The sequence below is a fragment of the Pseudomonas sp. ADPe genome (assembly GCF_014843515.1).
GTDB classification, from domain to species: domain Bacteria; phylum Pseudomonadota; class Gammaproteobacteria; order Pseudomonadales; family Pseudomonadaceae; genus Pseudomonas; species Pseudomonas citronellolis.
Window position 1 is genome coordinate 159254 of the sequence record NZ_CP062122.1, and the last position, 12146, is coordinate 171399.

Consider the following 12146-nt stretch of genomic DNA (forward strand, 5'->3'; position numbering starts at 1 on the left):
GCGCGCGCCGCGGCCCTCATCTGTCGCCCCCGCCGAGGGCCTTGTACAGCGCCACCAGGTTCTGCTGGCGGGCCAGTTCGGTGGCCACCAGTTCCTGCTGCGCGGCGAACAGGCTGCGCTGCGCGTCCAGGGAGTTGAGGTAGGTGTCCACGCCCTGCTCGTAGCGGGCCCGGGCCAGGTCGTAGGAGTGGGCGTTGGCCTTCACCAGCAGCGCCTGGGCGCGCACCTGCTCCTGCAGGGTGCCGCGCGCGGCCAGGCCGTCGGCCACCTCGCGGAAGGCCACCTGGATGGCCTTCTGGTAGTTGGCCACTTCGATGGAGGCCTGGACCTTGGCCACGTCGAGGTTGGCCCGGTTGCGGCCGCCGTCGAAGATCGGCAGGCTGATCGACGGCACGAAGCTCCAGGCGCCCTGCCCGCCGGCGAACAGCTGGCCGAGCTCGGCGCTGGCCGAACCGGCCGAGGCGGTCAGGCCGATGCGCGGGAAGAAGGCCGCGCGCGCCGCGCCTATGTTGGCGTTGGCGGCCTTGAGCGCGTGCTCGGCGGCGAGGATGTCCGGGCGCCGGGTCAGTACCTCCGAGGGCAGGCCCACCGGCAGCGCCTCGTCCAGCGCCAGCGCCTGTGGCGCCGCCTGGCGCAGCCGCTGCGCATCCAGCGGCCGGCCCACCAGCAGCACCAGGGCGTTGCGGTCCTGCGCCACCAGGCGCCGGTACTGCGCCTGGCTGGCCTCGGCGGCCCGCACCGTGCTTTCCGCCTGGCTCAGGTCCAGCTCGGTGGCGACTTCCGCGGCGTAGCTGCTGCGGATGGTGGCGTAGCTCTGCCGCTGGCTTTCCAGGGTCTGCCGGGCGATGGCCAGGGACTGCAGGTCCGCCTGCAACTGGTAGTAGGCCGTGGCTACCTCGGCGACCAGGGCGATGCGCGCGCTGCGCTGCGCCTCCACCGTCTGCAGGTAGGCCTGCAGCGCCTGTTCGTTGAGGCTGCGTATCCGGCCGAAGAAGTCCAGTTCATAGGAGGCGATGCCCACCTCGGCGTCGTAGCGGTGGGTGGTCTCCGTGCGGCCGCTGCTGGACAGGTCCGCCGGGGTGCGCTGGCCGTTGCCGGAGATGCCGGCATCCACCGAGGGCAACAGGTCGGCGCGGCTGATGCGGTACTGCGCCCGCACCTTCTCGATGTTCAGCACGGCCACGCGCAGGTCGCGGTTGTTTTCCAGGGCATCGGCGACCAGGGCCTTGAGCTGTTCGTCCTTGAAGAAGCCCTGCCAGGGCAGCAGCGCCTGGGCCGCGTCGGCCCGGGGCGCGGCCCAATCCTGCGCGACCGGGCTTTCCGGGCGCTGGTAGTCGGGGATCAGCGAGCAGCCGCCGAGCGCGCCCACCGCCAGGGCGACGCTGAGCATCGCCCGCCATTTCAGCTGATTCATGCGTGTTCTCCCTGCTGGGCGTCGAGTGGTTTCGCCTTGCGGCTGAACAGGCGGGTGATCAGCACGTAGAACATCGGCACGAAGAACACCGCCAGGAAGGTCGCGGTGAGCATGCCGCCGACCACCCCGGTGCCGATCGAGTGCTGGCTGCCGGAGCCCGGCCCATGGGAGATGGCCAGCGGCAGCACACCGAGGACGAAGGCCAGCGAGGTCATGATGATCGGCCGCAGGCGCAGGCGCGCCGCCTCCGAAGCCGCCTTCAGCAACGGCATGCCCTGCTCGTGCAGCGCCTTGGCGAACTCGACGATGAGGATGGCGTTCTTCGCCGACAGGCCCACGGTGGTCAGCAGGCCGACCTGGAAGAACACGTCGTTGGCCAGGCCGCGGCCGAGGGTGGCCAGCACCGCGCCGATGACGCCCAGCGGCACCACCATGATCACCGCCAGCGGCACCGTCCAGCTTTCGTAGAGGGCCGCCAGGCAGAGGAACACGATCAGCACCGAGATGGCGTACAGCGCCGGCGCCTGGGAGCCGGACAGGCGTTCCTCGTAGGAGATGCCGGTGAACTGCAGGCCGATGCCGTCGGGCAGTTGGGCGACGATGCGCGCCACCGCCTGCATGGCATCGCCGGAGCTGTAGCCGGGGGCCGGCTCGCCCTGGATTTCCACCGCCGGCACGCCGTTGTAGCGTTCCAGCTTGGGCGAGCCGTAGGTCCAGTAGCCGGAGGCGAAGGCGGAGAACTTGACCATCTCGCCACGGGCGTTGCGCACGTACCACTTGGCGAAGTCCTCGGGCGAGATGCGCGAGTCGATGGCGCCCTGCACGTAGACCTTCTTCACCCGTCCGCGGTCGACGAAGTCGTTGACATAGGCCGAGCCCCAGGCGGTGCTCATGGTGGCGTTGATGTCGCTGATGCTGACCTGCAGCGCGCGGGCCTTTTCCTTGTCGATCACCACCTGGTACTGCGGCTCGTCGTTCATGCCGTTGGGCCGCACGTTCTTCAGCACCGGGTCGGCGGCGGCCAGTTCGAGGAACCTGTCGCGGGCCTGCATGAGCTTCTCGTGGCCCAGGCCGACGCGGTCCTGGAGGAACAGGTCGAAGCCGGTGGCGTTGCCCATCTCCAGGATCGCCGGCGGCACGATGGCGATGGCGGTGCCGTCCTTGATCTGCGCGATCCGCGCCTGCAGGCGCTGGGCCAGGGCGAAGATGCTGGTGTCGTCGCGGCCGCTACGCTCCCCCCACGGCTTCAGGCCGATGAAGAGCATCCCGGAGTTCTGCCCGCGGCCGGCGAAGTTGAAGCCGCTCACCGTGTACGCGGAGTCGATCAGCCCGGCCTCGTCGTGCAGCAGGTAGTCGCGGATCTCGTCCAGCACCACCTGGGTACGGCCGGCGCTGGCGTTGCTCGGCATCTGCACCTGCACCACCATGTTGCCCTGGTCCTCGTCGGGCAGGAAGGCGCTGGGAATCTGCGGGAACAGCCACACCAGCGCGACCACGATCAGCCCATAGATGCCCAGGAACAGCCCCTTGCGCCGGGCGATGGCGTCCACGCCGGTCTTGTAGCGCTCGGCGCCGCGGTCGAAGCTGCGGTTGAACCAGCCGAAGAAGCCCTTCTTCTCGTGGTGGCCATGCACCGGTTTGAGCAGGGTGGCGCACAGCGCCGGGGTGAAGATCATCGCCACCAGCACCGACAGGGCCATGGCCGAGACGATGGTGACCGAGAACTGCCGGTAGATGATGCCGGTGGCGCCGCCGAAGAAGGCCATGGGCACGAACACCGCCGAAAGCACCATGGCGATGCCCACCAGGGCGCCCTGGATCTGTCCCATGGACTTGCGCGTGGCCTCCCGGGGCGAGAGCCCCTCCTCCACCATCACCCGCTCGACGTTTTCCACCACCACGATGGCGTCGTCCACCAGCAGGCCGATGGCCAGGACCATGCCGAACATGGTCAGGGTGTTGATGGTGAAGCCGCAGGCCGCCAGCACGCCGAAGGTCCCCAGCAGCACCACCGGCACCGCCAGGGTGGGGATCAGCGTGGCGCGCAGGTTCTGCATGAACAGGTACATCACCAGGAACACCAGGAGGATGCCTTCGAACAGCGTCTTGACCACCTCATGAATGGAGGCGCTGACCACGGGCGAGGTGTCGTATGGGTAGACCACCTTCAGGCCCTTGGGGAAATAGGGCTCCAGCTCGGCCACGGTCTCGTGCACGCGCTTGACGGTGTCCAGCAGGTTGGCCCCGGTGGCCAGGCGCAGGGCGATGGCCGCCGCCGGCTTGCCGTTGTAGGTGCCGGAGATGGAGAAGTTCTCCGAGCCCAGGCCGACCTCGGCCACGTCCTTCAGGCGCACCTGGGAGCCGTCCGGGTTGACCTTCAGGAGGATCTCGCGGAACTGCGCCGCGGTGGTCATCCGCGACATGCCCAGCACGGTGGCGTTCAGCTGCACGCCCTGGTGCGTCGGCAGGCCGCCGAGGGCGCCGGAGGATACCTGCACGTTCTCCGCGCGCACCGCGTCGATCACGTCCTGCGGCGTCAGCTGGTAGCTGAGCAGCTTCTGCGGGTCGACCCAGATGCGCATGGCGTACTGCGCGCCCAGCAGCAGGAAGTCGCCGACGCCCTTGGTGCGGGTGATCGGGTCCTTGAGGTTGGAGGCGATGTAGTTGCCGATGTCGAAGTCGTCCATGCTGCCGTCCTCGGAATACAGGCCGACGATGAGCATGAAGTTGATCTGGTACTTGGCCACCCGCAGCCCCTGTTTCTGCACCTCTTCGGGCAGCAGCGGGGTGGCCAGCTGCAGCTTGTTCTGCACCTGTACCTGGGCGATGTCCGGGTCGGTGCCCTGGTCGAAGGTGACGATGATGTTGGTGCTGCCGTCGGCGTTGCTCTCCGAGGAGATGTAGCGCAGCCCGTCGAGGTTGTTCAGCTGCTGCTCGATGGGTTGCACCACGGTGTCCTGCACCGTCTGCGCCGAGGCGCCGGGGTAGGTGACGGTGGTGATGATCGCCGGCGCGGCGATGTTCGGGTACTGGTTGACCGGCAGCTTGAGGATGGAAAGCCCACCCGCCAGCATGATCACGATCGCGATCACCCAGGCGAAGATCGGCCGGTTGATGAAGAAGGATGCCATTGGGAATTACCGGAAGATTGCGGCTAGGCCGGGGCAGTTCTATTCGTGGGAGCTGGCGAGGGTCTGCACGGGCGCGACGTTGTTCGCCGCCACCGGCTTGAGCACGGCGCCGGGGCGCACGCGCTGCACGCCCTCGGTGACGACGCGCTCGCCGGCGGCCAGGCCCGACTCCACCAGCCACTGATTGCCCAGGGTGCGCGACACCCGCACCTGGCGCAGCTCGGCCTTGTCGCCCTCGCCCACCACCCAGGCGGTGGCCTCGCCCTTGAGGTCGCGACTGATGCCCTGCTGCGGCACCAGCAGCGCCTGGCGGCGCATGCCCTCGGCCAGGGAGCCGTGGACGAACATGCCCGGCAGCAGGAGGCCGTCCGGATTGGGGAACACCGCGCGCAGGGTCACCGCGCCGGTGCTCGGCTCCACCGTCACCTCGGAGAACTTCAGCACCCCGGGCAGCGGGTAGCGCGAGCCGTCCTCCAGGCTCAGGTGCACCTGCACCTGGCCCGGGCCGGCCATGCTCAGTTGCCCGGAATCCAGCTCGCGGCGCAGCCGCAGCATGTCGGTGGCGGCCTGGTTGACGTCGACGTAGATGGGGTCGAGCTGGTTGATCGAGGCCAGCTCCTGGGCCTGGCCGGCGTTCACCAGCGCGCCCTCGGTGACGTTGGAACGGCTGATGCGCCCGCCGATGGGCGCCAGCACGCGGGTGTACTCCAGGTTGATGCGGGCGGTCTTCAGCTCGGCCTCGGCCTGCTTCCAGGCCGCTTGCGCATCATCGAACTGCTGGCGGCTGATGGCGCGGGTCTCCAGCAGGCGCTGGTAGCGCTGCGCCAGGTTGCGCGCGCTGTCGCGGGTGGCCTGGGCCTTGTCCACCGCGGCCTGGTACAGCGCCGGGTCGATCTGGTAGAGCTGCTGGCCCTTCTTCACCACGCTGCCTTCGGCAAACAGGCGCTTCTGGATGATCCCGCTGACCTGCGGCCGCACTTCGGCCACGCGGTAGGGCGCGGTGCGCCCGGGCAGGTCGCCGCTGAGCAGGACGTCCTGCGCCTTGAGTTCGACCACGCCCACCTCGGGGGCCGCAGCCTCCATCTTCTGCTCGGTCTTGCCACAGGCCGCCAGCACCAGCGCCGTCGACAACAGGGCCCCGAGGCTCCGCAAAGCTCTGACTTTCATCGTTTCTCCTTGGACATGCCGCCAATGCCCGAATGGCCGCGCGGAGGACTTCCGCCAACGGCGGGGTCGGATCGGGCGAGGCGGCAGTGTACCACAATACGATTATCTGTATCGCAATATGGTACAACTGAATTCACAGCTCCTGCCGAGCGCGCGGCAAGGCTGTACACTCCGCCGGTCGCCACGGCGCATGCGGCGATGCAGAGCTTCGAGGAACGAGATGAGCGAAGAGAAAGACATGCCGGAAGAGTCGCGCGGCGGCGGCATCCAGGTGATCGCCCGGGCCAGCGCCATCATGCGCGCGCTGGGCGCGCAACCTCAGGGCCTGAGCCTGGCGGCCATCGCCCAGGCCGTCGGGCTGCCGCGTTCGACGGTGCAGCGCATCATCGGCGCGCTGGAGGCCGAGGCGCTGGTGGAGGCGATCCGCCCCGGCACGGGCTACCGCCTGGGCCCGGCGCTGGGGCAACTGATCCACCAGGCCCACAGCGACATCATCTCGGTGGCCCGGCACTCCCTGGAACGACTCTGCGACGCCCTGCAGGAAACCGTGGCGCTGTCCTGCATCCGCGCCCGCCAGACCCACGTGATCGACCGCGTGATCGCCGAGACCGAGTTGCGCGTGGTGATCCCCATGGGGCACTCGCTGCCCATGCATGCCACGGCCGACGGCAAGGTGCTGCTGTCCACCCTGGACGACGACAGCATCGCCCAGTGGCTGGGCCCCTCCCCGGCCAGGCTGACCCCTCACACCCGCGACCTGCCGGCGCTGCTCGCGGAAATGCGGGCCATCCGCCGCAGCGGCATGGCCCGGGACGTCGAGGAACACACGCCGGGCATCAGCGCCCTCAGCATCCTGATCCCCACTTTCATGGGGCCGCACGCGGTGTCGGTGGTGGCGCCCAGTACGCGCTTCCAGGCTCGCGAGGCCTACTTCCGCGAAGCGCTGGAGGTGTGCAAGACGGAAATCAGCCGGCAGGCGGGGATGTAGCCAGAAGGAGTGACCGCCGCTGCGCGCGGCGGAAGGTCACCCCTTCCAAAGGCGGCAGCACGCGCGGCGGTATGGCGGCAGGCCTAACGCTCGATACGGGCGAAGCGCGCGCTCTCCCCGGGCGCCGGCGTCGCCCTGACGGGGAGTCTGGCAACCTGCCGCAACTGCGGATCGCCGCACAGCGCCTCGTGCAACGCTTCCAGCAGCACCTGCACGCGGGCATCGGCCAGGCTGTAGTAGATCGAGCGGGATTCGCGGCGGGTCTTCACCAGCTGGTTCTGCCGCAGTTCCGCCAGTTGCTGCGACAGGCCGGGCTGGCGCAGGCCGAGGTCGCGTTCCAGTTCCGCCACGGAGCATTCGCCACGGGCGATCTGGCAGAGCAGCAGCAGGCGCGTCGGGTTGGCCAGCAGGCGCAGCAGTTCGACGGCGTCGTTGGCGCGCTCCTTCAGGGCTTCCAGACCCTCGTCGGCCGGCGCTTTCATGGTTTCTTCCAGCGGTAGTACCAGGTTTCGTCCGGGCCGGGTTCGACCTGCAGCGCCTCATGGGCATCCAGGGCCACCGGCTCCAGCAGCGCGCCGCCGGGCTGCCAGCCCTCCGGGGTGGAGGCGGCGTGCCGGTCGCTGGCCTGCAGCGCCGCGACCAGGCGCAACAGCTCCTCCACCGAACGGCCGACGTTCATCGGATACCAGCTCAGGGCGCGGATAATGCCCTCCGGGTCGATCACGTAGCTGACCCGGGTGGTGGAGCTGTCCACCGCGTCGGGGCCGACCATGCCGTAGCCGCGGGCGATGGCCATGGAGGGGTCCTCGATGATCGGGAAGTCGATGGCCACGCCGAAGCGTTCGTGGATGTCGCGTATCCACGCCAGGTGCGAGTAGAGGCCGTCCACCGACAGCGCCAGCAGCTCGCAGCCCAGTGCGTCGAAGCGCGGCTTGGCGCGGGCGAAGGCGATGAATTCGCTGGTGCACACCGGGGTGAAGTCCGCCGGGTGGGAGAACAGCAGCAGCCAGCGGCCGCGGTAGTCGCTCAGGGCGACGTCGCCGCGGGTGGTGCGGGCGCGGAACTCCGGCGCACGGTCGTTCTGGCGCAGCGGCGGCATGGAGGGAGCGGAACAGGCATTGGCTTCCACGGTGATCCAGATCCTCGGCTGAACAGGCCCGTCATGCTACCGCCCCGGCCCGGTAGCGTCGACGGCGACACTTCGACGTTTTCATAATTGCACTATTAAAGAAATAGTGTAAGCATGATTCAGGTCAATGTCGCAGGAGACGTCCCCCATGTCCGCCCTCCACGCCGATGCCGCCCTGGCCGCCGCCAGCGCACTGGTCGACGACGCCACCAGCGGCCGCGCCCCCGCCCCGCAGGTCACCTCGTTCTTCGACGAAGCCACCTTCACCGTCAGCCATGTGGTGCGCGACCCCACCAGCAACGCCTGCGCCATCATCGACAGCGTGCTCGACTTCGACCAGGCCAGCGGCCGCACCCACCAGGAGTCGGCCCAGGCCCTGGTGGAGTTCGTCCAGGCCAACGACCTGCGGGTGTCCTGGCTGCTGGAGACCCACGCCCATGCCGACCACCTGTCCGCCGCGCCGCTGCTGCAGGAACGCCTGGGCGGGCGCCTGGCGATCGGCGAGCGGATCACCCGGGTGCAGCAGACCTTCGGCAAGATCTTCAACGCCGACAGCGCCTTCGCCCGCGACGGCAGCCAGTTCGACCATCTTTTCGCGGATGGCGAAAGTTTCCGCATCGGCAACCTGCAGGCCATCGCCCTGCACGTGCCCGGGCATACCCCGGCCTGTATGGCCTACGTGATCGGCGATGCGGTGTTCCCCGGCGACACCCTGTTCATGCCCGACTACGGCACCGCGCGCTGCGACTTCCCCGGCGGCGACAGCGCCACGCTGTTCCGCTCCATCCGCCGGCTGCTCGACCTGCCGCAGCGGGCGCGGGTGTTCCTCTGCCACGACTACAAGGCCCCCGGCCGCGACCACTACGCCTGGGAAACCAGCATCGGCGCGCAGCGCGCCGGCAACATCCACGTCCACGACGGCGTGAGCGAGGCCGCGTTCGTCGCCATGCGCGACGCCCGCGACGCCACCCTGCCGATGCCGCGCCTGATGCTGCCCTCGGTGCAGGTGAACATGCGCGGCGGCCACCTGCCGGAGCCGGAAGACAACGGCGTGCGCTACCTCAAGCTGCCGCTGAACCTGCTCTGAGCCGCCGACGGCGGGCCATGACGGCCGCTGTCCCGCCGCCCTCCCCTTGCCTTGCGCCGCCGAAAGAAGAAGAGGAATCCGCCATGCAACGTCTGCCCCTGGACGATGGCCTTTGCGTCGCCCCGCAACTGAACCCCGAAGACCTTTCCGCCCTGGCCGCCGCCGGCATCCGCAGCCTGGTCTGCAACCGCCCCGACGGCGAGGCCGACGACCAGCCGGGCAGCCAGGCCATGGCCGCGGCTGCCGCCGCCCAGGGCCTGGAGTTCGCCTACCTGCCGGTGATCAGCGGCGCCATCGGCGACGCCGACGTCCATGCCTTCGCCGCCGCCCTGGAGCAGTTGCCCGGCCCGGTGCTCGCCTACTGCCGCACCGGCACCCGCTCGGCCACCCTCTGGGCGCTGTCCCAGGCAGGGCAACGGCCCCTGGACGACATACTCGCCCGCGCCGCCCGCGCCGGCTTCGACCTCGGCCAGCTGCGCCCGCGCCTGCAGGCCGCCGCCAGCCCCCGTCCGGGGCGCGGCGAGCCCACCTATGACCTGGTGGTAATCGGCGCCGGCGCCGCCGGCCTGGCCACCTGCGCCAGCCTGCTCAAGCGCCGCCAGAACCTGAGCATCTGCATGGTCGAGCCGGCCACGGAGCACTACTACCAGCCGGGCTGGACCATGGTCGGCGCCGGCGTCTTCACCCAGGACCGCACGGTGCGCCCGATGGCGGCGCTGATCCCCGACTGCGTGGCCTGGGAACGCTCCGCCGCGGCGGCCTTCGCGCCCCAGGACGACCGCGTGATCCTGGCCAACGGCGCCAGCCTGAAGTACCGCGTGCTGATCCTGGCGCCCGGCCTGAAGCTGGACTGGAACGCCATCCCCGGCCTGGCCGACACCCTGGGGCGCAACGGCGTGACCTCCAACTACCGCTTCGACCTGGCGCCCTACACCTGGCAGCTGGTGCGCGGCCTGCACCGCGGCCGCGCGCTCTTCACCCAACCGCCGATGCCGATCAAGTGCGCCGGCGCGCCGCAGAAGGCCATGTACCTGTCCGCCGACCACTGGCTGCGCGGCGGCCGCCTGGACGGCATCGACATCCAGTTCCACACTGCCGGCGCCGCGCTGTTCGGCGTGGCGGACTACGTGCCGGCATTGATGGAGTACGTCGAGCGCTACCGCGCCCAGCTCAACTTCGGCTCGACCCTGGCGGCCGTCGACGGCCCGGCGCGCACCGCCACCTTCGCCCGCACCGACGCCGACGGCCAGCGCCACGAGGAAGTGCGCGAATTCGACATGCTCCACGTGTGCCCGCCGCAGACCGCTCCGGACTTCATCCGCAGCAGCCCGCTGGCCGGCGACGGCGGCTGGATCGACGTCGACCCGGTGACCTTGCGCCATGCGCGCTTCGCCAACGTCTTCGCCCTCGGCGACGCCAGCGCCGCGCCCAACGCCAAGACCGCCGCGGCGGCGCGCAAGCAGGCCCCGGTGGTGGCGCACAACGCCCTCGCCTGCCTCGACGGCCAGCCCCTGACGGCGGCCTACGACGGCTACGGCTCCTGCCCGCTGACCGTGGAGCGCGGCAAGATCGTGCTCGCCGAGTTCGGCTACGGCGGCAAGCTGCTGCCCACCTTCCCGCGCTGGCTGCTCGATGGCCGCAAGCCGTCGCGCCTGGCCTGGCACCTGAAGTCCGAGGCGCTGCCGGGCATCTACTGGAACGCCATGCTCAAGGGCCGCGAGTGGCTCTGCGCGCCCGGCCGGCGCCGCGCCGGACAGTCCGCCTGAGGAAGCCGCGATGCCGACCCTCAGCCTGTTGCAGTACCTGCTCGGCGCCGCCACCGGATCGCTGGTGGGCTTCACCCTCGGCCTGGTCGGCGGGGGCGGCTCGATCCTCGCCGTGCCGCTGATGGTCTACCTGGTCGGCGTCGACAACCCCCACGTCGCCATCGGCACCAGCGCCCTGGCGGTGGCCGCCAACGCCGCCGCCAACCTGCTCAACCATGCCCGCCGCGGCAACGTGAAGTGGCCCTGCGCCTCACTGTTCGCCCTGGTCGGGGTGGTCGGCGCCTTCTTCGGCTCGTCCCTGGGCAAGGTCTTCGACGGCCAGAAGCTGCTGGCGCTGTTCGCCCTGCTGATGCTGGTGGTGGCGGCGCTGATGCTGCGCGGGCGCGACAGCGAAGGCGACGCCGCGGTGGCCCTGGGCCGCGGCAACGCCCCGCGGCTGGCGGCATTCGGCGGCCTGGCCGGGGCCCTGTCGGGGTTCTTCGGCATCGGCGGCGGCTTCCTCATCGTGCCCGGCCTGATGGCCGCCACGCGCATGCCGATCCTCTTCGCCGTGGGCAGCTCGCTGGTGGCGGTGACCGCCTTCGGCCTGACCACCGCGCTCAACTACGCGCGCTCGGGCCTGGTGGACTGGCCGCTGGCGGTGGTGTTCATCGGCGGCGGGGTGGCCGGCGGGCTGTGCGGCGCCTGGCTGGCGACGCGCCTGTCGCGCAGCCAGGGCACCCTGAACCTGGTGTCGGCGGCGATGATCGGCGCCACCGCGCTGTACATGCTCTACCGCAGCCTGGGGGCGCTGGGCGTCATATGAACGGCCGGGCAGCGCACCGCTCAGGTGTACTTGGTGAAGATCGCCCGGACCCGCTGCAGCGTCTGCGCCGCGTCCTGCTCCTGGTCCTCGAACGCCTCTTCCAGCAGGCAGGCGAGCAGCTCCTGGTAGGCCTTTTCCAGGGCCTTGCGCGCCGCGCGGAACTGCAGCGCGATGGTCTCGCACTCCTCGCCCCGGCGGATCATGGCCTGCAACCCGCGTATCTGGCCCTCGACCCGGGCCAGGCGGTTGAGCATCGCTTCCTGGGGGGTGATATCGCTTTTTCTGCTCACGTGTACCTTCCAACGCGCATCCCGAGGTGAAGGCTCCATGGGGTTCCCATCCACGGCAACCCGGCGCCCGGGCGTGAGGGTAGCGTTGTTCGGCGGGCACAGCCAGCCCGGCGGCGGGGCAGCCGCCGGGCATGGCCCGCGCCCGGCCTCAGGAGCGCTTGCAGCTCCCGCAGGTGCTGATGCCCAGCAGCGGGTAGGCCGGGCAGAAACGGAAGATGCCGGTGGCCAGCGGCACCACGCCGATCCACCCCCACCAGCCGATCACGCCGGCGAGGCTCAGCCCGATCAGCAGCAGCCCCACGACGATGCGCACAACGCGATCGATGGTCCCCACATTCGCTTTCATGACGATCTCCTTGGTCAGGTCCC

The 12146-nt window shown here is 70.0% G+C and carries 11 protein-coding genes; 4 read left to right on the forward strand and 7 right to left on the reverse strand.

Annotated features, from left to right (window positions below; translation table 11 throughout):
• Positions 1–16 precede the first annotated feature (16 nt).
• Genes IG194_RS00640 through IG194_RS00650 form a run of 3 tightly spaced genes read right to left on the reverse strand, consistent with a single transcriptional unit; the run spans position 17 to position 5712 of the window.
• On the reverse strand, positions 17–1414 hold the full coding sequence (locus IG194_RS00640; RefSeq protein ID WP_058490129.1) for an efflux transporter outer membrane subunit: 1398 nt from the start codon (positions 1412–1414) through the stop codon (positions 17–19).
• Complete coding sequence (locus IG194_RS00645; protein WP_058490130.1) at positions 1411–4545, reverse strand: efflux RND transporter permease subunit; 3135 nt, start codon at positions 4543–4545, stop codon at positions 1411–1413. The genes IG194_RS00640 and IG194_RS00645 overlap by 4 nt, the downstream gene beginning before the upstream one ends.
• Positions 4546–4584: 39 nt before the next feature.
• On the reverse strand, positions 4585–5712 hold the full coding sequence (locus IG194_RS00650; protein ID WP_058490131.1) for an efflux RND transporter periplasmic adaptor subunit: 1128 nt from the start codon (positions 5710–5712) through the stop codon (positions 4585–4587).
• 220 nt (positions 5713–5932) lie between these two features.
• Here IG194_RS00650 and IG194_RS00655 point away from each other — a divergent pair, with 220 nt between their 5' ends.
• Positions 5933–6700, forward strand: a complete 768-nt coding sequence (locus IG194_RS00655) for an IclR family transcriptional regulator (RefSeq protein ID WP_043318360.1) — start codon at positions 5933–5935, stop codon at positions 6698–6700.
• A gap of 83 nt (positions 6701–6783) precedes the next feature.
• On the opposite strand, the gene IG194_RS00660 is transcribed toward IG194_RS00655, so the two are convergent.
• Together IG194_RS00660 and IG194_RS00665 are read right to left on the reverse strand one after the other, a co-directional pair.
• Complete coding sequence (locus IG194_RS00660; RefSeq protein WP_058490132.1) at positions 6784–7182, reverse strand: ArsR/SmtB family transcription factor; 399 nt, start codon at positions 7180–7182, stop codon at positions 6784–6786.
• Positions 7179–7829 (reverse strand): peroxiredoxin, encoded by a 651-nt coding sequence (locus IG194_RS00665; RefSeq protein ID WP_024128674.1) that lies wholly within the window; start codon positions 7827–7829, stop codon positions 7179–7181. Before IG194_RS00665 ends, IG194_RS00660 begins: the two co-directional genes overlap by 4 nt.
• Positions 7830–7977: 148 nt before the next feature.
• Here IG194_RS00665 and IG194_RS00670 point away from each other — a divergent pair, with 148 nt between their 5' ends.
• The 3 genes from IG194_RS00670 (at position 7978) to IG194_RS00680 (ending at position 11487) form a co-directional block, all read left to right on the forward strand.
• Entirely contained in the window at positions 7978–8916 is a 939-nt protein-coding gene (locus IG194_RS00670) for an MBL fold metallo-hydrolase (protein WP_058490133.1), read from the forward strand.
• Between the two features lie 83 nt (positions 8917–8999).
• Complete coding sequence (locus tag IG194_RS00675) at positions 9000–10682, forward strand: bifunctional protein tyrosine phosphatase family protein/NAD(P)/FAD-dependent oxidoreductase (protein WP_058490134.1); 1683 nt, start codon at positions 9000–9002, stop codon at positions 10680–10682.
• Positions 10683–10692: 10 nt separating this feature from the next.
• Positions 10693–11487, forward strand: coding sequence for a sulfite exporter TauE/SafE family protein (locus tag IG194_RS00680; protein WP_058490135.1), 795 nt, complete (start codon positions 10693–10695; stop codon positions 11485–11487).
• A gap of 20 nt (positions 11488–11507) precedes the next feature.
• On the opposite strand, the gene IG194_RS00685 is transcribed toward IG194_RS00680, so the two are convergent.
• Together IG194_RS00685 and IG194_RS00690 are read right to left on the reverse strand one after the other, a co-directional pair.
• Positions 11508–11741: a metal-sensing transcriptional repressor gene (locus IG194_RS00685; RefSeq protein WP_009623131.1), complete on the reverse strand. Its 234-nt coding sequence runs from the start codon at positions 11739–11741 to the stop codon at positions 11508–11510.
• Between the two features lie 184 nt (positions 11742–11925).
• Positions 11926–12123: a DUF2892 domain-containing protein gene (locus tag IG194_RS00690; RefSeq protein WP_043272038.1), complete on the reverse strand. Its 198-nt coding sequence runs from the start codon at positions 12121–12123 to the stop codon at positions 11926–11928.
• Positions 12124–12146 lie beyond the last annotated feature (23 nt).